The organism is Roseibium sp. SCP15 (assembly GCF_040329435.1).
Taxonomy (GTDB): Bacteria; Pseudomonadota; Alphaproteobacteria; order Rhizobiales; family Stappiaceae; genus Roseibium.
Window position 1 is genome coordinate 1,011,966 of record NZ_JBDZYI010000003.1, and the last position, 21,058, is coordinate 1,033,023.

Below are 21,058 nucleotides of genomic sequence, written 5' to 3' on the forward strand. Positions count from 1 at the left end.
ATTTTAAGGTGATCAAATGAAAGATCTAGATGGAGAAAAAGTTTCTGTCGGAGATTTATTCTCAGGACGAAACTTTTTCAGAGTTCCGGAATACCAGAGGCCATTCTCCTGGGACGAAGATAACTTTGAAGATATAATAGACGACTTGATAAACGCCGATAAGGATGAGCAGTATTTCCTTGGCACGGTAGTACTTCATAAGATCAATGACGACATTGTCTATGACATAGTTGATGGACAACAAAGGGCAACATCGCTAATCATCTTATTTGCCTGTCTACGTGATCTGATCGAAGCAGAAGACATACAGAATGATATCCAAGAAAAAATCGTACAGGAAGCGAGCAGACTTAATAAAATCTCGCGAAAAGAGCGAATTGAAGTCAGGGACATCGAAGTATTTAATCAGCACATTCTAACTCCTGGCGGAACAAAACTCGAGTTCGGAGCTGACAAGAACAAAGAACCTCACTGGCGATACAAAACAGCGATCGATATTTTTCATCACAGCTTATCGCCCTTGTCTCAGAAAGAACTTGAAGACTTTGTATTCTTTGTAAATCAGAACTGCATTATAATACGTCTTTCAACGTCATCGTTCGATGACGCCTTTCGACTGTTCTCAATTGTAAATGACAGAGGGAAGAAACTACGCAGAATTGATATTCTGAAAGCTCAGAATTTGAGCCCTGAATTTATTGCTTCAGATTCTCAAAGACGAACAATCGCAAGAACCTGGCAAGAAACCGAAGAAGATCTCGGAGCGGACACTTTTGAAGAAGTGTTTTTCTTAATAAGATTAATAACAGTCAAGGAGAAGCCTCAGGGTGATCTACTCAAGGAATTTGAACGTCGGATATTCCGAGCGAGACCACCACTCATCCATCGCGGAATAACTTTCTTTGAAGAAGTAAAAAAATACACAGATTTTTACAAAAGAATTTTTGTCGACAAAGACATATTAGATATTGATGGAATTGAAAATGCCGAATACAGAAGCTTAATATTCATTATGCAAACTGAATTTCAAGCATCAGAATGGAAAGCCTGCATATTATACTATTGCATAAAATTTGGAAACACAAATCTACTTGAATTCATCTATCAACTTGAAAAAATATACCTAGAGCAATGGTTTGGCGGCGTCAGAAAAGACGAAAGGTACGCACAATACACGGATATTCTAAAGTCTATCGAAAAAACCGAAGATACACATGATGTTATTTCCTCGCTTAAATACTCGGAAGAAAACATTATTCAAGGTGTAACTAACGTAAACCTATACAATGCTGGATACAAAAAATACGTTCTATTAAGACTAGAATTGTTAAAATCTGAACTTGAAAGACCACAGTACATTGAAGCAAAATCAATTGAGCATGTACTACCTCAAAATCCTGCAGAAGATAGTAATTGGCTAAAGTCTCACGATAAGGAAGACATGCAAAATTACGTGAATTCGATTGGAAATCTGGTTTTAATTAGTAAATCCAAAAATTCAACAGCGTCTAACCGAGATTTTGAAGAAAAAAAGAGTACTTACCTAACACAACGAGTGTCCGACTATCCAAGGTCCAATCAAGTATGCTCCGAAAGTGAGTGGACTCAAGAAACAATCAAGAGATGGACTGATGAAGCTGCGGACATTTTTTTAAGGAATCTACAATAGCTATTCTCATCGGCACGTTGTCGAACTCCCCTCAATGTCGCCAGTATCGAGATACTCAGCCGGTCGCATAAACCGTGATTGCCTGTGACAATCCCGGCAGGCTTTGATCGTCGAACTGGTCAAGTTCGCTTCCAAGACTAATTGCAACGGCTCGGTCAAGCAGAATGGATCTGTTCAACACCTTGGCATGTGCCTCCAGCCGGGCGGCGCGATTGACCGTATCGCCATAGACCGTGAAAGCCTGACGGTCGGAAGAGCCGATGCTGCCGGATGCGACCGGACCGGCGGCGAGACCGATGCGGACCGAGAAGCCGGACTGGCGCGCCTGTGCGACCAGTTCCTCACTTGCGGCAACTGACTGGCGTTCCGGGTTGTCGCTGTCGATCGGCGTTCCGAACGAAGCCATCAGGCCGTCTCCCGTGAACTGGATGACAACGCCATTGTGCCTTCCAGTGATGTCGGCACAGCCTGCGAGAAAATCATTCAGGCGTTCGATCACTTCCGTCGGACTTCGTTTGGATGAGTAGGCGGTGAAACCGGCAATATCCATGACCAGGATCGCGGCATGCCGTTCCTGCGGCTTCAGCGCAGCAGGATTGTCGATGAGCCGTTTCGCGATGGCCTCGGGCACATATCGTCCGAGTGTTGCGGCAATGCGTTCGCGCTCCGCCTGAGCTCTGACCTGCGCCTGGAACACCTGACGAGCTCTTAAAACCGCAAGAGCCAGAATGGCCGTCGCGATGAACAGAAAACCGGTCTCCTCCACCCGGTTGCCGCGGCCGATGAAATCGATCGACAGAAAGATGTTTTCATAATCCGCACGGGACGGTGCCGGGGCGAGGTCAGCCCAGGAAAGCGTGCGCTCCATCCCGGAGGTGATCAGCAGGAACACGGTCCACCACCCGGCGACAGCGACAGTTCCGGTCCATAGAACCAGCAATGGTGACAAGGACAGCGTCGCCATGGCGATCACCGGAAACAGGTAGTAAATGCCATAGGCACGAAACGCGATGATCTGGGGTATCTCGGCTCCCTGGCTGATCGGAAAGAGTGCGAAGGCCGCGCAAATGCCGAGCGTGTCCACCATGTAGATCGCGTATTTCATCCAGCTGCGGTCGAAGCGGGTTCCGATGACGCACGCATGGGCAATTCCTATGGCCGTATAGGCGCCAAGAGAAATGAACACCCAGGGACTTGGGGTGTAATCCAGAAAGAACCAGGACGAGGCAACCCAGAGAAACGCGGCACCAATGGCCACCGTTCGGCAGATAATCGCCAGGCGCAGCCCTTGTCGCTCAGCCCTTTCGAGGCGCTGACCATCCGGCGGAGATACTGGAATTTTGGAGGAAATGATGTTCAATGGCAGGTACCTTTTCTCCCGAAAGGATAGGTCAGACGGTTCACGCAGGAAAGGCATGACCAAAGACGGGCGCACTCTCTGCCAAGACAGCGGTAGCAATTGCGGGCCGCTTTCTCCTCTGAGCACCTGATTGACTTCCCCATCGTTCCCGTCATGCTCTCCCGGGGAGACGGCCATCACCGATGATGGCGAAGTCGGGGGAATGATGTGATCTATCGAATTCTTTGCGCTGCCGGAACATCTTTGCTTGCGGTTGGAACAGCATCGGCCGAGCTTGCCTCAACCAGCTTCGGCGACTGGTCGGTCCGGTGCAACGACAAGAATTACTGCGTTGCCGAGACCAATGGCAAAGGCTCCAATGACGAGGCCTTCCGGCTCAAGGTTGAACGGGGAGCGAAGCCGGATTCGCAGGTCTACGTGACCTTCCGTCCGAAGACGACACTCGAAACGGGCATGCGGGCGCGGATCGAAATTGAAAGCCTGGACGAAGAAAACTACGGCTACTTCGGCAAAGCCTCCAAGATCTACACCGGCAACGAGATGACATTCGGCGGCGTGTCGGACCGCGAGTTGATCGAGAAACTGCGAATGGGCAAAGATGCTGCCGTTCAGATCGAGTTCGGCGGCGCAACCGGCACCCTCACCTACCAGGTCACGTTGAACGGCCTCACCCATGCCCTTTTGAAAATGGACGAGGAACAGGGACGCATCGGCCGGCTGGATGCCATTGTGGCCTGGGGTGGCCTGCCGTCGGACAAGTCTGTCACCTTCGCTTCGGCATCCTCAACATCAAAAAGCGCGTCATCCCCTGCGCAGTCGTCTCAAAGCACGGCATCGGCGGCACCCGCTCCCGCAGTTCCCGCGAATGATCTGCCGCCGCCGGTCATGCCGTCGCAGGATGTCATCGGCAGCAGTCCAGGTGCGTCGAACGGTTTGTTCTACAACGTCAATGAAATCCCCGATCAGGTGCAGATGGTCGGCTATCGAACGCTCAATTGTGATCTTCAGGAAAGCGTGCCGGCCTTCGGCGCACAATTGCACGCCGTCGGCGATGTGGAGGTCTGGGTGGTTCCGTGCAGCATGGCCGATGCCAACGTGCCCTACTACATCACCTGGCACGTCCCCTTCGCCCCGGCTAATGACGAGACCTTTGAATTCGAAACGCCTCCCAGCTTCAACCAGCCCAATCACAGCCTGGTCAACAATCTCTTCTATGACCCGGACAGCGGTCAGATCACCGGGACGACCTACTATTCTCCCAACTACGACTGCGGTGCATTTGAGCGTCACGAATTCGAGGCGGAGTCTGGACAATATGCTCTGGTCGAATATCTGGAAAAATCCAACTGCGACGGCATCACCGGCCCACCGGAGGGCTGGCCACTCAGCTGGACCATTGCCGAGATGGGAGACTAAAGAAACGGTGTCCTCTTGAAGAATGCCGCACTAATCGCGCGAATGATATCTGGATTCCGGATCGGCACTCGGCTTCGCCTCACTGGTCCGGAATGACGGTGTGCCTTGCAGTGACGCTTTTCTGATCTCACCACATTTTCGTGGTCATTCCGGACAGCGTGGCACGCCAGTGCCATCACATGATCCGGAATCCAGATATGAGCGCGAGCAACGCGAGCTCCAAACCTCGCAAAAGCTCAAACCTATTCGAAGGCACGCACTTCGCGCGAACGATTTTTGGATTCCAGATCGGCATTCGGTTTCGCCTCACTGGTCCGGAATGACGGTGTGAAACGTAAAGGGCGCATGGCCTGCACCGCCTTCCGTCATTCCGGACAGCGTGGCACGCAAGAGCCATCGCGTGATCCGGAATCCAGATGTCAGCGCGAGCAACGCGAGCTCCACTTTCATTAAACAACACCGAGAGAAATCCGTTAGAACAACAGGGTCTCGGACAGATCCCGCCAGTCCGGATTGCTGTTCTCAATCAGGTCGATTTTCCAGGCACGCTTCCAGTTTTTGAGCTGCTTTTCCCGTGCAATCGCCTCATCGATGCGTTCGTGCTCCTCCGCATAAACGAGGCGCTTCACGTCGTATGTCTTGGTAAATCCGCCTATCAGACCGTTTTGATGCTCAAAGACCCTGCGCGGCAAATCCGAAGTCACTCCGATGTACAATGTGCCGTTTCGATCGGAGGCGAGAATGTAGACGCGGGCAGACATGAAACAATCATTGAGTGCTATTGAACAAATTACAATTAATAACTCTTGCGAGTAGTGATCTCGAGTTGCGTATCTTCAGATTTTTGCAAAGCCGCGCTGACCGCGCGAAGGACATCTGGATTCCGGATCGGCGCTCGGCTTCGCCTCTCTGGCCCGGAATGACCGTGTGAAGGGCAAAAGCTCATGGCCTGCACGGCCTCCCGTCATTCCGGACAGCGTGGCACGCCAGTGCCATCGCGTGATCCGGAATCCAGATGTCAGCGCGAGCAACGCGAGCTCCTTTTCCCAGAATGCTTGCCCCTATCCCCGTTTCCCGGCACTCTTTTGCCCAAGTGAACATTGCCGGGAAAAGGCAAGGCGCTGCAAAGGGAGGAAGTGATGTTTTGTTTCCGGGAGTGCCGTTGGCGTCTGATGCTTGCATGCGCGTTTGCCATGATCTGGCCAATGGGCGTGACGTCCGGCCAATCAGCCCAAAACCAGCCTGTTGAGTTTGAGCTGCCCCGTGCCCCGCTGACACCGCTTCAGAAGAAGCGGCTGCCTCCGGATGCACGAAACATCTCCCAGGGTACCTTCACTGGAAAGCTCCGTCTTCCGATAGGGCAAGGCCCGCATCCTGCCATGGTCGTGGTCCGGACCTGTCATGATGCTTCCTTTTATGACCCGTGGCTGGATCGCCTCGACCAGTGGGGCTATGCCACGCTCACCTTCTCCCGCTGCCAGCCTCCCGACTATCTGCCAGACGACGCGGAAATCCCCGCTCTCGACTGGAAGCGTGGCTCCCTCGCGGCCATAGGCGCGCTGAGCCATCTTGCCAAGCAGCCGCAGATCGACCCTGACCGGATCGGCATCATGTCCTGGTCACGTCTTGGTCTCATCCCCCTGAGCACACTGCAATATGAAGGCTTCGCCCAGTTCTTCGATACCGGGTTTGCCGCCGGCGTTGCGCTTTATCCATTCTGCTCGTTTGCACGCGGTCCGCACAAAGGGCCGATCCTGATCGTCGGCGGTCAAGACGACAGCTGGGTCGACAACACGGTCTGCGAACGCGTCGAGGCCGCCACCAGCAACGATGAGTTTCCTGTCACGACCATTCTGCTGGAAGACGCGGTCCACGGTTTCGATATTCCTGAATTTGGACCGCCCAAAGCCGTTCCGGCCTCGGTCATCAATCCGGACCGCTTCGCCGCGAATGGCGGTGTGCTTGGTTTCAGCAAACCGGCAGCCGACCGTGCGAGCGAAGAAGTTAGAACGTTTCTGGAAGCGCAACTGATGAAGTAAATGCCGTTTTCTCCACTTGTTTGCTGCCGAGGGTCTGCTTAAGTGGTTGCTCGTCAACGGATATCGGAACAATGAGAAAAGCAGATGCCGTCATTGAGAACGCTCGCCCTGGGTACTGTCCTTGCCAGCCTGCTGTTGCCTTCCATGGCTGAGGCGGCAAGTTACCGGGTGCCGGCGGAATGGGAACCACAGGCCGCCATCTGGATGCAATGGCCGGGCAACTACGAAAAGTCGATGCGACCGGCATTTGCCGACATCATCCGCTCCGTTCAAAAGCACGAAAAGCTCAATTTGCTGGCAAGCTCTGAAAAGGAACAGAAGGCTGCGCGTCGTTTTCTGGAAAAGCGCGGCGTTTCGGACACCAATATCAGCTGGCACCTGGTCCCGATCGACAACGCCTGGATGCGAGACAACGGACCGATTTATCTGACGGACGGCAAGGAGACCTGGATCCAGAACTGGTCCTTTAACGGTTGGGACGGCACGACCGGCGCGGAGTATCGCCAGGACAACAAGGTGCCCGTTCGTGTCGGCAAACTGCTCGGTCTGGAGGTCGAGGATCTGACGGATTATGTGCTGGAAAAAGGTAATCTTGAGGTCAATGGCGCAGGCGTCGCGATGCTCAACTGGGATTGCCAGGATCAGCGAAATCCGGGCCTCACCAAGGCAGAACACGAACAGATCCTGAAGGAAGCTCTCGGCCTCAACCAGATCATCTGGTCCTATGGCCATCACCCGGACGATCTGACCACTGGACATATCGACGGCGCGGCGCGGTTCATCAACGCCACCACCGTTGCCATTGCAGATACCGAAGAAGATTCCGAGCTGCGTCTGGCCAGGGACCTTGAAGCCGCCGGTTTCAAGGTCGAATGGTATCCGGGTGATGTCAATTGGCTGGTCGGCGACGGATATGTTGTTGCCATGAGCGAACTGGAGGCTGAAGCCGACAGGGATCTGGAGAAACGGTTGAACCGGTTCTTCCCGGGGCGACAGGTGTATCTGATCGATGCCTGGTCAATCGCCGATGGCGGCGGTGGCATTCACTGCGTCACCAACGACCAGCCGGAACTGGCTTCGCGCTGATCGCCTCGCGCCGCTTTGACATCCCTGTCCTTTGCTGTCGCTTTGCCCCCATTCCAAAGTCTGCTTAAATGAGGTGTTCGCAAGACGCGGACACCATTGCCGATCGTATGCCTTTTCACTGTGCCCTGCTGACAAGCCTTGGCAGGCCCTTTTGCAGGAGACTGAAAATGCGTTTGATGATGACTTTCAAGATCCCGACAGATGCCGGCAACAAGGCCGGAGCAGCAGGCGACATCGGAGCTGCAATCGACAAGCTGATCAAGGATACCGGTGCCTATGAGTCCTATTTCTATATGAAAGATGGCATGCGCGCGGGCGCGCTTTTCTTCGAGGAAGCCGATCAGGCCAACCTGACGCGTTACAACGAACCCCTCATGCAAAGTCTCAGCGCCGAAATCGACATCATTCCGGTGCTGAACCTTGAAGACCTGAAGCGCGGGCTTCAAGGCCAGTAAATTCGCGCGTCCCCGGATTATCCCTTCTTCGACCCCGACTCGCGGGCGATTCCCTCTGCACGGACGTTTCATGCAGACGCTTGCACGTTAACCATTTGGGCAATTCCGTTAAAATGCCGGGGATATCTGTCTTTTTGAGGTAACACTTCACAAGGTATCCTCCCTGCCGCTCATGCGAGTCGTTGAATCGCCGGAGCCACATAGGTTAATAAAGAATTAAGAAATTGACGCATTACGCCGGAGCGGCGCCGGCGTTGAAGGCAGGAGACAGGAATGGGCATTTTCTCGAAGTCCCCGCGTCCAGGTGGAGACCAGGAACAGCGGATCGAGACAAAGACGGAAACAGTCGAGGTACAAGAGGCCGTACAGGTGACTGAACCGGTCGCAAATGTGGAACAACTGTCTCCCTTTGCCCTGAAAATGCAGGAAAAGATGAACCACCTGGACGGGCTGAAGTCCCGGGTCGGCGGGCTCAATCAGACCTTCGACCAGATGGCCGCCTTTGCGGTGGAAAGCCAGACCAGCATCCGCATGATGGCGGAGTACATCGAGGCCTCCCGCCATACCGTGGAGACGGAGGTCCGGCTGAAGTCGGAAAACGCCAAGATTTCAACGGATCTTCTGGATGCCGAGCACAAGGTCAAAACCCTGACCACTCAGCTGGAAGACGCTCAGGCGGAAGTTCATTCCCTGCGCAAGCGCTCCACGGAAACCCGCACGGCTCTGGAAACGGCCCGCAACGACATTGTCACGATCCGTGACAACAACAAGAAGGTCAATGACGAGTACCGGCTGCAAAGCGCCAAGCTGGTTGAAGTCAACGCGATAAACTCGGACCTGTCGGGCCAGTTCAACGACCTGAAAGCCAAGCACGAAACCCTGGAGACCCAGGCCGAAGGACTGAGTTCGGACCTGGAAGCCGTCAGGCATCGTGAAAAGGAACTGCAGCAGAACCTTTCCGAAAGCGCGCAGTTGCTGGAAGACGAGGTCCGCAAGAACAACCAGTCCACAAGCGAGCTGGAAGCTGCCAAGCGCGAACTGGTCGAGTTCAGAAACGATAACATCGACCTGAAGTCCCATCTCGATGTTGCCAACCAGGAACTGGTCTACGCGAAGAACCGCCTGGAAGAAGAACAGCGCAAGCACGACAATGAAGTCTACGCGCTGAACGCAGAGATCGAGAACCTGTCCTCGCAGCGCCGTATCGGCGCGCAGTCGCTTCAGGACATGGCCCGCGAGAATTCCACCTTGAAGGAACGTGGGCGCGATCTGTTGAAACGTATGCAGGAAATCGAACACCTGCTCGACAGTGCACAGAAGAACCACGAGAAAGATCGCACAGAACTGATGGCGACCACCGCCAAGCTGCGCGAACTGAACCTGCGCTACAATTCGGCCCTCACCGACCTCAATCACCAGCGCAATCAGAACCAGAAATTCGCCGACAATCTGGAAGATCTGGTGGATGAGAACAAACGTCTGCAGCGCTACAAGATCCAGGTGGACACAGCCAACGAGCAGATCCTCCAGTTGAAGTCGGTGATCGCCAATTATCAGATGGCCATGGAAGGCAAAGGCCCTGCCGAGGAACTCGGCCTGACCGACGGCTACGACCCGGCTGCAGAACTTGGCATCACGGAACCGCTTGGGAGCGACTATCAGCCGATGGATATCGTTTCCGAATCAGGCGCGTCTGAAGAGGACACACCGGATGATGATCCTTCCGGTGGCGACGACAAGATCGTCAAACTGCGCGATTAAGTGCATCTGCGCCGAATCGCGGCGCGGCTCCAGACTTTCCAGGCCTCCCGCCCGTTCCTTTGCGAACCCGCAGGAGGCCTGAATTATTCATTTCACGTTGAATCTGTTACGGTTCTCTACTGAGAGGACCCAAAATGCCCTCACCATGCTGATCGGGTCCGCATGAAGTTGAGGAGCCTCGCCTGTGAATGTCGGATTGCTGCCCCTGCTGGTTCTTGTCGGTGGAACAATCGGGATCGTAATCGGGTCGTTCAGTCCTTCACTCACCGTTATTCTTCAACCCTTTGGCGACGCCTATATCCGGCTCATGGAAGTGGTGGTCCTGCCTTATCTGGTCTCTTCGCTGCTTCTGGGTCTCGGCAGGTTGTCGCCGAATATTGCCATCACGCTGTTCAGAAAAAGCTGGCCGGTCTACCTGCTCCTCTGGCTGGTGAGCTTCTTCTTTCTTGCACTGGCCGCTTCAACTGTCCCGCTCGTGGACAAGACAAGGATCGTTGATTTTTCCGCCACCCTCCCCAGCGACAAGGGCTCGGTGAAGTCTCTGGTAGACCTGCTCATTCCTGACAATTTCTTCGAGGCGTTGAGCCAGAACTACATTCCATCCGTTGTCCTGATGGGCGTGATATTCGGTATTGCGATCCAGCACAGCGTTCGCCCGACAGCGCTGTTGGACATGCTCACGATCATTCGCAATGCGTGCATCCGCATTTGGGGCTGGATCGTCTACCTTGCTCCAATTGGCGTGTGCGCTCTTTTTGCTGAATCCATCAGTTCGGTCAGCCTCACCGGCTTCGCCGCCCTCTCGATCTATATCGCGGTTGTCCTGCTGAGTGCTCTGGTCCTGGCGTTCTGGGTGTTTCCCATGCTCCTGACCGTTTTCCTGCCCTTGTCGTATCGCGAGATCCTGTCAGGATTGCGGGAGGCGTTCATCATCGCAATCGTAACCTCGCTCTCCGTTGCGGCATTGCCCTTGTTGCAGCAGGCCACGCAGAAATTTGCCGAAAGACTGGGAGACGACCACGACGAGAGCCATCAGAAGAAGGAAATCATAGAGACCTCTCTGTCGGTGAGTTATCCCCTCGCGCAGATCGGCAACTTCTTCATCATGGTCTTCCTGATCTACGCGGCCTTCTATTACTATCTGCCGATCGAACGGCAACAGCTGATCGAGATACCGTTCGTCACGCTCCTTTCAGGTATCGGATCACCGACATCTTCCATAGGCGCCGTTACATTCATGGCTAACTGGCTCGGTCTGCCGGAAGGAACGACAGGCCTTTACGTGGAAACCATGGCGATTACCCGATACGGCCAGGTGATCACATCTGTTTCCGCATTTGCTTTCGTCACGACGCTGATCACGTTTCTGTTTTACGGCAAGATCCGCTTCAACGCCCGAGCGCTCATCCTGACGATTGCCGTTTCAGCCGTTGCTTTTTCAGGCATATGGGCGATCGGCCGCTGGGGAGGATCACACGCGCCGCTTCATTCCGAAATCAGTTACCGCGCAGCGGGTCTGCCGGATTATCTGCAGACCTTGAGCGATGCGAACCTGACTTCGCGACTTCGTCCGGCCGAAACCACGGAGAAAACAACACCGTCTGGCGCAAACGCGGACGAAACCTTGAACACGATTGCGCGGATACAAGCGACAAACGTCTTGCGCGTCGGCATCAATCCGAATGTCATGCCCTTTGCCTATGAAAACAATGATGGCAGGCTGGTCGGCTACGACGTGGAAATGATGTACCGCTTCGCGCAAAGCATGAATGTCGAGCTGGTATTTGTACCCTACAACTGGCAAAGCCTTGCCGCGGATCTCAAGCAGAAGAACTTCGATATCGCCGTCGGCGGACTGTACATTACCGATGATCGGCAAGAGACACTCACGGTCAGCAACCCCTATTTCGAGAACCCTCTGGCGTTCATCGTGAAAAGCAACCGTATCGAGGATTTCAAGTCTGGCGAGATCATTACCGCGAACAAGGACCTGACACTGGCCGTCTTCGACGATCCCGTCTTGATCCCCCTGGCGAAACGAAGCTTCCCCGAAGCGAAGATCAAGGTCGTCAAGGACTATAGCAACCTGCAGTCTCTCACTGACGTCGATGCTGCTCTGTGGACCAGGGAACAGGCCAGGGCCCTGGCAATTTCACTTGAAGGTTACTCGGCCGTGGTTCCCGAAGACACGGCAACAAGGTTCCTGTTCGCCTATCTCATGCCGCCGTCCTCACCGGGATTAGCTGCATATTTCAACTACTGGATGGACCTGTCGAACGAGCATGGCGTCTTGCAGGATATGGCACGCCGCTGGATCGATCCGGCGCAATCGGACGGAACCCGGTAAGAACCAGTCAGGACCGTTCGAGATTGAAACGGTTTATTCCGGTTCCACCGTGAACTTCAGCGGATAACCCACCTGCGCGGCTGCATCGATTGCCCTGGTTGCCTTGGTTTCGGCGACATCGCGCGGATAGACCGAAACGACACAGGCGCCCTTCTGGTGGGCAGTCATCATCACGACCTCGGCCTGTGCATTGTCCAGCCGGAACTCTCCCTTGAGAACAAGGACAACAAATTCACGCGGTGTGTAGTCATCATTTAGAAGAACGACCTTGTAGAGTTTCGGTTTTTGAACCTTGGTCTTCTTCTGAAATTTCGGTTTTAGATCAATATTGCTCATTGCACTGGCCTAAGCTTGTCCCCCTGTTCAGAGGCCCAGTTAACTTCAGGTGAGAGCTCACCATTTCTCTGGAATCGACGCCGGTTTTCCCGGCACTTTATTGCTCAAATGCTGCTCGCCCTGGAAACCTGATGCTGTCTCTGGTTTTCCGGCAGGCGCATTTGGATATCTGCGCATTATAATGCAACGCAATATCGAAGAAAACATGACGTGCTTCAAGATTGGCAAAATCGAAGCAGATCCGAGTGCGCTTCTCCGGCGTAGGACAGCATAAGGCGGCTGTCAGAAGTCCGGAGGTATTGTCCATGTTGTCTCGCCAGATGAATGCAGTCATTCGAGGATCGATTTTTGCCCTTACCGTTCTTGCCTTTGCAATAGCGCCCTTTCTTTTGCAACCCGCGTTTGCGGACACCGGTCCCGCTGTCCGCACAGTACCGTCAGCCCAGCTGGTTGGAAAAGGCCGCATGACCTATCTCGGTTTCAAGATGTTTGATGCGGAGCTTTACGCCCCCAAAGGCACCTACAGCTCCGGCGCTCCGTTCGCGCTCAAACTGACTTACCTTCGCAATTTCAAGGGAAAGAAGATCGCCGAAAGTTCCGTCGATGAAATCAAGCGGCAGGGCGGTGTCTCCCAGACGCAACTAGAAGCCTGGGGCAAGAAGATGCAGTCGATCTTCCCCAATGTCTCTGCGGGACAATCCATAACAGGTGTGCGAACTGCTAGCGGCAGTTCCGTTTTCTATCTGGGAAGTCGAAAGATCGGCACGATCAGCGATCCGGCTTTCACCCGCAGATTCTTTGCAATCTGGCTGGGCAACAACACCCGGAACCCGAGATTGCGTGCAAAACTCGTCGGGGCCGGTTCGTGACAGGAGACCAAGGCGGCCTCAACGAAGTCAATTCGACTGATCAGCTTTTCAGTGAGCACCGCCCCCAAAGGACGGTTGGTTGGCCGGAAAACGCAGCAGTCTCCCAGCCGATTTCGACCTCCAGCCTTGCCACCTACAGTGCAATCGCCTTCCCCCTGGCGTTCGCCGGCCTGCCGATCTATTTGCACGCGCCTGACTTTTATGCCGTCACTCAGCAAGTTCCCTTGGCGGTACTCGGATCTGTTCTCCTTGCCCTGAGGCTTGTCGATGCGATCCAGGATCCGTTCATCGGCAGCCTGAGCGACAGGTTCCACAAGTACAGGAATTACATTGTCATTACCGGCGCAATCCTGCTTGGAGCCGGTTTCTGGATGCTCTTTCATCCCTCTTCACAAGCAACAGTTGCCTGGTTTGCAGCCTCGGTCCTCATCTGCACAACCGGCTTTTCCGTTGTTTCCATCAACTTTCAAACTCTCGGAGGGCTTTGGCTGACAGGGCCCGCCGAACGCACCCGGATTACTGCCGGCCGGGAGGCTGTCGGACTGCTCGGCCTTCTGGTTGCGGCCATTACGCCGCCGCTTTTGGCCAGAGCCTTCAGTCCGGCAGACGCCTTCCATTGGCTGACGCTTTTGTATCTGCCTCTTCTCGGCATCGCCTGCTGGCTGCTCCTCAGGTGGATGCGGGAGGTCCCAATGGAGGCTCCGGTGCCGACCCGGCAGCGCGCCGGCTGGCGAGCGCTCTTGAAGGACCGGTGGCGTGCGCTTTTTTTCGGTACGGTTTTCCTCAACACCTTCGCCAGCGCCATTCCGGCAGTCCTGGTTCTGTTCTTCGTCCGCGACCGGCTGAACGCAGAAGCTTATACAGGGCTCTTTCTGCTGGTCTATTTCCTCAGCGGCGCGCTTTCGATGCCGTTCTGGACCCGCCTTGCCCGAAGGTCAGGCAAACTTCGGGCCTGGCAGATTTCGCTGGGTGCTGCTGTCGCAACTTTTTTCTGGGCGGCATTTCTGGGTCAGGGAGACCTGATTACCTATGGTCTGATCTGCATGCTGTCAGGGCTCGCTCTTGGAGCGGATTTGGCGTTGCCTCCGGCAATTCTGGCAGACCATATCGAAGCCGACCACCGTCAGCAGGAGGCCTCACGCCTGTTTTCTGTTATGGCGTTCCTGTCCAAATCCGCCCTAGCAATCGCAACCGGGCTTTCCCTGCCTCTGTTGGGTCTCTTCGGTTACCACCCGAACGTACCAATGACCTCCGAATTGGAGTTCGCACTGAGTTTCACCTATGCAGGCCTGCCCTGCCTGTTCAAGATCGTTGCACTTGGCGGACTGATCTTCTTTGAAAAAGATCTTGCACAGAACAAATCAACCGTGTGACTCTTCCCGAAATTCATCAAATCTGCCGGAAACTGGCGAATGTCTGTGCGCCCGCCTCAACTGAACAACAACGCCGACAAGGATCCGCTGACGGCAGCCCTGGAACAGGAGGTTTTCAATGAAAAAGCCTCAACACTCATCCGCCTGACCAAGAAGCTTGAAGCGGCACTCGACTTGTTGAGTGAGAGCACCGATGACCTTGAGACCACCGAAGCAGAACGCTTTGACCGGTTGGCCGCGGCCGGTGAGGCTCTGTGGCATGTCACCATACAGCGCGAACTGTGCGGTCTTCGCCAGCACAAGGCGTTCCTCAATCATCTGAATGTTCCCAAAGCCGTTCGCCTTCGAATGGGCCCCGCAAGCTCCTTCAAACCGCCCTCAAACGAAGGAAAAGACTGAGAAACGGACCGCATGTGACAAGCGTCACTTCCCTGTTGATGGCCTCGGCCTAGTCAAAAGAACCAGTTGCATCTTCGCTGCAGCAATGGTTTTTTCTGGGGGCTAATTGCAAGATGAGTTATTTACTGTCGCTATCAGCGAACTATTTGTTGCCGCTACGGTTCGCTGGTGCTGAGGCCTGTGCCCGGCGCCTATTACACGACAACGCCAAGCGCAGAGCGAATATTATGTGCAGGAAGACCGGACTGGTTAGGTATCAATCTCGATTTTTGTTTGCAGGTTGCCTGATATTGGGAATGCTTCTGAGCCCCTCCCAACCGTCTTCCTTCTTCACTTCATCCGCTCATGCCCAGTCCGTCCGGGTCGTGCCGGAAGGGAACCGCTACAAGTCCCAACCGAAGATCCCATACGCCTCTTCCCGCCGCACGTCTGCGTCCAAGTCTTCCTATGATGCCAAGTTCGACAAGGTGTTGGCCGTACTGAAACGTGACCGGCGCCTGATGTCTTCCATCAAGCGGGTGTCGAAGCGCTACGGCATCGACCCCATCCACATCGTCGGTGCGATTGTCGGAGAACACACCTACAATTACGACACGTTGGACAGCGCCCAGTCCTACTATGTGAAGGCCCTCGCCTACGCGGGCATCCGGTTTGATTTCGAGCTTGACGGTGAACACGTCGACACCTTCGTTCTGCGTCCGCAATTCGACCGCTGCCGCAAGGATCACATTCAGAAAAGCAGTGACCGCCGCTGGTCCTGTTATGAAGGTGTCTGGAACAGCAAGTTCCGGGGCAAGAAGGTTGATGGTGTCCGCTACCCGAAAAAGAACTTCAACGAAGCGTTCTTCCAGCCGCTTTACGCAGGTCAAAGCTTCGGATTGGGGCAATTGAGCCCTCTCACCGTCCTGAAGATGACGGATCGCGTTTCGCGACAGAGCAACTTCCGCAAGCTGCAGGCCAAGGATTCCGAGGCCGTTTACAAGGCGACCATGGATCCCAACATCTCGCTGCACTACATGGCCGCGATCATTCAGGACGCTATTGCCGCTTACAAATCCGTTGGCAAAGTGGACATTTCCGACAATCCCGGATTGACGGCAACGCTCTACAATCTGGGGGATCCGTGGGGAAGAGCGGCAAAGTTCCGCAGAACCGGGCAGTCGTGGCCCCGCGAAAACTATTATGGCTGGCTGGTCAACGATCGGATCGATGACCTGAGAGCCCTGTTTTAATTCGTTTCGCAAATCCCTTGAAACAAAGACCATTCCCTATCGCTGTCTGAAATCATGGATTTCAGACAGCGATAGGTGGCTCAATCTGTTCACGAAATGCCCTGGACAGAACCTCGGCACATTGTTTCGTCAGGTCAGGAACGGGTTGGTTGCACGTTCGTGGCCTAGCGTGGATGCCTGTCCATGCCCCGGCAGGAATGAAACGTCATCACCAAGCGGCAACAGCTTTTCCTTGATGGACCTGATCAAGGTCTCGTGGTCTCCGCCCGGGAGATCCGTTCGTCCGATCGAGCCGGCAAACAACACATCCCCTGAAATCGCGAAACGCAGTTCCTTGTCGAAAAACACCAGGTGTCCGGGAGAGTGGCCCGGGCAATGAAAGATGTCGAACATCCGTCCGGCGATCTCGACCTGCTCTCCTTCGGACATCCAACGGTCGGGTGTCACCGGCTTGACGCCATCCACCCCGAATTGTGCTGCCTGGTCCGCAACTCTTTCTATCAGGGGCTGGTCCGCTTCGTGAGGACCTTCAACCGGAACGTTGAGTGCTTCGGCAAGATCCGCTGCGCCACCCACATGATCGATATGACCATGGGTGAGCACGATTTTCTCCACCTTCACACCATACTTCTCGATCGCAGCCTGTATCCGGTCGATATCGCCACCCGGATCGATCACGGTTCCGCGAAGGGTCTTGGGGTCCCAAATGAGCGAACAGTTCTGCTGAAACGGCGTGACGGCGATGACCATGACCTGGATCGGCGGTGCTTCGGACTGGCCGTTTTCCTGCTGGCCACCCATATCGGAATCACTTGTCTCTTGCGGCACAACCGCCTCCTTTCACGAGGAATTCACTCGCATCAGCAACAAATACGGGACAAAGCCTGCCGGTATCGTGTTTCTGCCTTGTGGCGGCTTCACCTAGCCGCGTGCATTTCGTACAAGATGTATAGGCCAAACGGCAATCACAATCGGATATCCGGACCTTATGACGCTCAGACTGTTGACCTTCCTGATTACCGCCACCGCAGCAATTGTGACTGCGACCGGCGGGATGGCACAGCCAGGTCGCACTGCACCCAACTTTGAGGGTTGGACTGTGGACTGCGGCAATACCGGCGTATGCTTTGCCTCTTCATTCACTCGCAGCCAATCGGTCTGGGTGGACTTGCGCATTATCCGGGATTGGCAGGCAGAGGCCCAGCCTCTCGTCCGCCTAACAACCAACACCGAGCTTCCGCAAGAAGGCATGATCCGATTTGACGTTGATGGCGAGTCGATCGAGGAACTGCCGGTCGAACAGCTTCGCGAGATGCAAACTGCGGTGGTACCGCCGGCTGGTTTCCGGCCGCTTGGCGGCGAAGGTTTCTGGTATCCGACGGGCCCGGCGACCGCAACACTTCTCAAGGCCATGCAAAAGGGCAAGGAACTGACGGTGCATCTTACGGCGGCCAACGGCACGGACGCGATTGCTGTTCCGGTTCCCCTGCAAGGCCTCAAGGCAAGTCTCTTGTGGGTCGACAACCGCCAGGACCGGACAGGAACTGTAGCGGCAATCGTTGCCCCAGGCACGTCACCGGCCAAGGATGCTCCTCATGCCATTCCGCTCATGAGTCCGGATCAGCTTCCTCCCGAAGTTGCCGCGATCTGGACCGCAAACCGTCTGTGTTCGGCAATCGATCCGACGATCTTCGCAAGCTTGAATGCTGTGCGCGTTCCTCTCGCCGACAATGCGTCCCTCTACGTTGTCCCTTGCGGAGCCCCTTCCGCATATAACAGCCCCTATGTTGCCATCCTCTCCGGCAAGGACGGCGCGGCCCGCCAGGTGCACGTGGCACGCATGTCCGACAAGGGCCCTGTTGCAAGCGACCTCATCTACAACGCCAGATGGATACCGGCCGATCAGCAGTTGGTCAGCTACTTCAAGGGCTCCGGTGTTGGCGAGTGCGGCCTTTGGAACCGGTGGAGCTGGAACGGAACAGGTTTGGTCCTTTTGGAGGAAGCAACCCGCAAGACTTGCGACGGTACGGCACCCGACTTGTCCAATTGGTCAAGCACGTGGCCGATTAAAAACACCTCGAATTAAGGCATTGACCAAGGAAATTCTTGCGATTTTGTGCTTCAGGCCCTTAAGATGTGGTTGCAGCGGCTGGTGAGGGATGCGGCATATTTGTTTCAACCCGATCCCAGAGTGTTGAACGGGCGCACGCAGTGCGCCTGAGCGTAGCGGCTCGACTGTGAAGACGGGTGAGATGGGTGAGATGTGCCGGAGGGGCACAGAAGTTAAGGTGATTTAGTAATGCACGATGGTGATTCGGACCGGCGGTCGCGTGGTCGACGCGGCGGCAAGCGCGAGTTTGGCGGTCCGCAAGACTTCGGCAGCGATTTTGGCGGAAGCGACTACGGTGGTGATTTTGGCGGCGGTCGGGATAGAGGCTACCGTGGCGGACGCGACAATGATTTCGGCGGCGGCCATGGCCGCGACGATAGAGACGGCGGCTATGGTGGCGGCCGCGGTGGATATGGCAATCGCGACGGCGGCGGTGGATACGGCGGCGGTGGCGGTGGTGGCCGTGGTGGCTACGGTGACCGCGAAGGCGGCGGTGGTGGCCGCGGTGGTTACGGTAATCGCGACGGCGGCGGTGGTTACGGCGGCGGCGGTGGTCGCGGCGGTTACGGCAATCGCGACGGCGGCGGTGGCTACGGCGGCGGCGGAGGCCGCGGTGGTTACGGTAATCGTGACGGCGGCGGTGGCTATGGCGGCGGCGGTGGCCGAGGCGGTTATGGCAATCGTGAAGGCGGCGACGGTGACGGATTCCGCTCCTCTCGTCCGAACCGGGACATGCCTCCGGTCGAACGCGGTCCGCGTCAGTCCGGAACAGTAAAATTCTTCAAGAGCGACAAAGGCTTCGGCTTCATCACGCCTGACGCAGGTGACGCGGATGTGTTCGTGCACATTTCCGCCGTTGAACGCTCCGGCCTTACGACGCTCGACAGCGGTCAGCGGATCTCTTTCGAGACCGAACCCGATCGCCGTGGCAAGGGACCGAAAGCGGTAAACCTTCAGGTGATCGAAGAAGGCGGTGAAGAGCCTGCTGACGAAGGTGCTCCGGCAGAAGAATAATCAACTTCTGCAAATGACAAAGTCACACGAAACGGGCGCGGCTTCGCTGCGCCCGGTCTTTTTGCCCTCCCGCACAGCACCTTTTCAAGTCAAACCGCACCACTTATAAGGCGGGTCCGATCAATCCGAGGTGCACTCATGACATCCGAAACAGCCGTCGCCCCAAAGATCCGCCCCTTTGAGCCAGGCGACCTGAGCGCGCTGCTTGCAATGAACAATGCCGCTGTTCCAGCTGTAAGTGAAGCGACCGCGGAGAAGCTGCTTGACCTCATCAATGCGGCGCTGGTCTGCCTTGTCGCCGAAAAGGAAGGCAACGCAGTCGGCTTTCTTTTGTGCCTTTCGGAAGGCATTGAATACGATAGCCCCAATTATCACTGGCTGAGCGAGCGGTATTCAAAGTTCGCTTACACTGACCGCATTTGCGTCGATGAATCCACCCGCGGCCAGAAAATTGGCGATGCAATGTACGGCGCCCTGTTCAACAGAATGGCCGGCTCCGGGCGGACATTCCTGTGCGAAGTCAACGAGCGCCCACCCAATCCGGGCTCGCTGCGGTTTCACAACAGGCTTGGATTCGAAGAAATCGGCAAGGCCGACAACGGAAAAGTTGCGGTGATTTACATGCAACGCGATCCGAAACCGACCGACTGACACGGCCCGAACCAGGAACAGGTTTCATGAACTACCGGCATGCATATCACGCAGGCAACATTGGCGACGTGTTGAAGCACGCCGTTCTGGCTCGGCTTATCCTGTATTTTCAGCGTAAGGATAAGGGCTTCCGGATCATCGACACACATGCCGGAATCGGCCGGTACGACCTGAGCTCAGAAGAGACGCAGAAGACAGGTGAGTGGCAACAGGGCATCGGAAAGATTCTCAGCGCGGATATGCCCTCTCCGGTTGCAGACCTTCTGGCCCCGTGGCTAAACGTGATCCAGGAATTGAACCCAGACGGCAACCTGAACCACTATCCAGGATCGCCCGATCTGGCCCGCCACCTGATGCGCAAGAACGACCGGCTCACCCTGACGGAGCTTCACCCGGCCGATTTCAAGACCCTCTCCGATCTCTTTGCCGGAGACTACCAGGTCAAGACGATCCATCTTGACGGCTGGATGGCCTTGGGCAGTTTTCTGCCGCCCAAAGAAAAACGTGGTCTGGTCCTGATCGATCCTGCTTTCGAAGTCACCGACGAATTCGACAGGATGACGGCGGCTGTCGTCAAGGGTTGGAAGAAGTGGTCCAGCGGCACATTTGCCCTCTGGTATCCAATGAAGGATGCCAGGGCGATCCGGAAAATGCACGAGACCTTCCGCGAAGCCGGCCTGCGCGATGTGCTGACTCTTGAGCTGAATGTCGGCAAAAGCGGCCCTGACACGAAGATGCTCGGATCCGGCATGACACTCGTGAATCCACCTTACACGCTGGCTGATGAAATGCGCCTGATTTTGCCTTGGTTTTGCGATGTTCTGCATCAGGGACCGGGGACAAGTTGGAATGTTTCACAATTGATCAGCGAATAATGGCGAACATTGCCACTTTTGCAGCCGCAGGTGCTTGACCTAGGAGCTTCCCTCCCCCATCGTTTG

At 55.3% G+C, this 21,058-nt stretch carries 20 protein-coding genes; 15 read left to right on the forward strand and 5 right to left on the reverse strand.

Annotated elements, in window-relative coordinates; genetic code table 11:
* The first annotated feature begins 16 nt into the window (after positions 1-16).
* Positions 17-1,669 (forward strand): DUF262 domain-containing protein, encoded by a 1,653-nt coding sequence (locus ABLO27_RS18720; RefSeq protein ID WP_353034650.1) that lies wholly within the window; start codon positions 17-19, stop codon positions 1,667-1,669.
* 55 nt (positions 1,670-1,724) lie between these two features.
* Here ABLO27_RS18720 and ABLO27_RS18725 read toward each other — a convergent pair whose 3' ends face one another.
* A complete protein-coding gene (locus ABLO27_RS18725; protein WP_353034652.1) occupies positions 1,725-3,029 on the reverse strand; it encodes an adenylate/guanylate cyclase domain-containing protein in 1,305 nt (434 codons plus the stop codon).
* A 207-nt stretch (positions 3,030-3,236) separates the two neighbouring features.
* Between ABLO27_RS18725 and ABLO27_RS18730 the strand changes: the two genes are divergently transcribed.
* Positions 3,237-4,445, forward strand: a complete 1,209-nt coding sequence (locus tag ABLO27_RS18730) for a DUF1176 domain-containing protein (protein ID WP_353034653.1) — start codon at positions 3,237-3,239, stop codon at positions 4,443-4,445.
* 306 nt (positions 4,446-4,751) lie between these two features.
* Here the strand turns inward: ABLO27_RS18730 and ABLO27_RS18735 are convergent, their stop codons facing one another.
* Positions 4,752-4,895: a hypothetical protein gene (locus tag ABLO27_RS18735; protein WP_353034655.1), complete on the reverse strand. Its 144-nt coding sequence runs from the start codon at positions 4,893-4,895 to the stop codon at positions 4,752-4,754.
* Between the two features lie 23 nt (positions 4,896-4,918).
* Positions 4,919-5,206, reverse strand: coding sequence for a GIY-YIG nuclease family protein (locus ABLO27_RS18740; RefSeq protein WP_353034657.1), 288 nt, complete (start codon positions 5,204-5,206; stop codon positions 4,919-4,921).
* A gap of 378 nt (positions 5,207-5,584) precedes the next feature.
* On the opposite strand from ABLO27_RS18740, the gene ABLO27_RS18745 reads away from it, so the two are divergent.
* The 5 genes from ABLO27_RS18745 (at position 5,585) to ABLO27_RS18765 (ending at position 12,133) form a co-directional block, all read left to right on the forward strand.
* The gene (locus ABLO27_RS18745; RefSeq protein ID WP_353034658.1) at positions 5,585-6,484 is read left to right on the forward strand and encodes a dienelactone hydrolase family protein; all 900 of its coding nucleotides are present in this window, start codon (positions 5,585-5,587) and stop codon (positions 6,482-6,484) included.
* A gap of 84 nt (positions 6,485-6,568) precedes the next feature.
* On the forward strand, positions 6,569-7,570 hold the full coding sequence (locus ABLO27_RS18750) for an agmatine deiminase family protein (RefSeq protein ID WP_353034660.1): 1,002 nt from the start codon (positions 6,569-6,571) through the stop codon (positions 7,568-7,570).
* Between the two features lie 167 nt (positions 7,571-7,737).
* Complete coding sequence (locus tag ABLO27_RS18755) at positions 7,738-8,025, forward strand: hypothetical protein (RefSeq protein ID WP_353034661.1); 288 nt, start codon at positions 7,738-7,740, stop codon at positions 8,023-8,025.
* A 273-nt stretch (positions 8,026-8,298) separates the two neighbouring features.
* The gene (locus ABLO27_RS18760) at positions 8,299-9,786 is read left to right on the forward strand and encodes a hypothetical protein (protein ID WP_353034663.1); all 1,488 of its coding nucleotides are present in this window, start codon (positions 8,299-8,301) and stop codon (positions 9,784-9,786) included.
* A gap of 184 nt (positions 9,787-9,970) precedes the next feature.
* Positions 9,971-12,133 carry a cation:dicarboxylate symporter family transporter gene (locus ABLO27_RS18765; RefSeq protein ID WP_353034664.1) on the forward strand — a complete coding sequence of 721 codons (2,163 nt, stop codon included), beginning with the start codon at positions 9,971-9,973 and terminating at the stop codon, positions 12,131-12,133.
* Between the two features lie 33 nt (positions 12,134-12,166).
* On the opposite strand, the gene clpS is transcribed toward ABLO27_RS18765, so the two are convergent.
* Positions 12,167-12,469: an ATP-dependent Clp protease adapter ClpS gene (gene clpS / locus ABLO27_RS18770; RefSeq protein ID WP_353034665.1), complete on the reverse strand. Its 303-nt coding sequence runs from the start codon at positions 12,467-12,469 to the stop codon at positions 12,167-12,169.
* Between the two features lie 305 nt (positions 12,470-12,774).
* On the opposite strand from clpS, the gene ABLO27_RS18775 reads away from it, so the two are divergent.
* The 4 genes from ABLO27_RS18775 to ABLO27_RS18790 all read left to right on the forward strand — a co-directional run bounded on the left by ABLO27_RS18775 (position 12,775) and on the right by ABLO27_RS18790 (position 16,342).
* Positions 12,775-13,338 carry a chalcone isomerase family protein gene (locus tag ABLO27_RS18775; protein ID WP_353034666.1) on the forward strand — a complete coding sequence of 188 codons (564 nt, stop codon included), beginning with the start codon at positions 12,775-12,777 and terminating at the stop codon, positions 13,336-13,338.
* Complete coding sequence (locus tag ABLO27_RS18780; RefSeq protein ID WP_353034667.1) at positions 13,335-14,711, forward strand: MFS transporter; 1,377 nt, start codon at positions 13,335-13,337, stop codon at positions 14,709-14,711. The genes ABLO27_RS18775 and ABLO27_RS18780 overlap by 4 nt, the downstream gene beginning before the upstream one ends.
* Before the next feature lie 39 nt (positions 14,712-14,750).
* A complete protein-coding gene (locus tag ABLO27_RS18785) occupies positions 14,751-15,110 on the forward strand; it encodes a DUF6665 family protein (RefSeq protein WP_353034669.1) in 360 nt (119 codons plus the stop codon).
* 296 nt (positions 15,111-15,406) lie between these two features.
* A complete protein-coding gene (locus ABLO27_RS18790; RefSeq protein WP_353034671.1) occupies positions 15,407-16,342 on the forward strand; it encodes a DUF1402 family protein in 936 nt (311 codons plus the stop codon).
* A 129-nt stretch (positions 16,343-16,471) separates the two neighbouring features.
* Here ABLO27_RS18790 and ABLO27_RS18795 read toward each other — a convergent pair whose 3' ends face one another.
* Positions 16,472-17,143, reverse strand: a complete 672-nt coding sequence (locus ABLO27_RS18795; RefSeq protein ID WP_353035070.1) for an MBL fold metallo-hydrolase — start codon at positions 17,141-17,143, stop codon at positions 16,472-16,474.
* Positions 17,144-17,330: 187 nt separating this feature from the next.
* On the opposite strand from ABLO27_RS18795, the gene ABLO27_RS18800 reads away from it, so the two are divergent.
* The 4 genes from ABLO27_RS18800 to ABLO27_RS18815 all read left to right on the forward strand — a co-directional run bounded on the left by ABLO27_RS18800 (position 17,331) and on the right by ABLO27_RS18815 (position 20,992).
* Positions 17,331-18,428, forward strand: a complete 1,098-nt coding sequence (locus tag ABLO27_RS18800) for a DUF1176 domain-containing protein (protein WP_353034672.1) — start codon at positions 17,331-17,333, stop codon at positions 18,426-18,428.
* Between the two features lie 213 nt (positions 18,429-18,641).
* Positions 18,642-19,466, forward strand: coding sequence for a cold-shock protein (locus tag ABLO27_RS18805; RefSeq protein WP_353034674.1), 825 nt, complete (start codon positions 18,642-18,644; stop codon positions 19,464-19,466).
* Positions 19,467-19,604: 138 nt separating this feature from the next.
* Positions 19,605-20,117 (forward strand): GNAT family N-acetyltransferase, encoded by a 513-nt coding sequence (locus ABLO27_RS18810; RefSeq protein WP_353034676.1) that lies wholly within the window; start codon positions 19,605-19,607, stop codon positions 20,115-20,117.
* A gap of 26 nt (positions 20,118-20,143) precedes the next feature.
* Positions 20,144-20,992, forward strand: a complete 849-nt coding sequence (locus tag ABLO27_RS18815; RefSeq protein WP_353034677.1) for a 23S rRNA (adenine(2030)-N(6))-methyltransferase RlmJ — start codon at positions 20,144-20,146, stop codon at positions 20,990-20,992.
* Positions 20,993-21,058 lie beyond the last annotated feature (66 nt).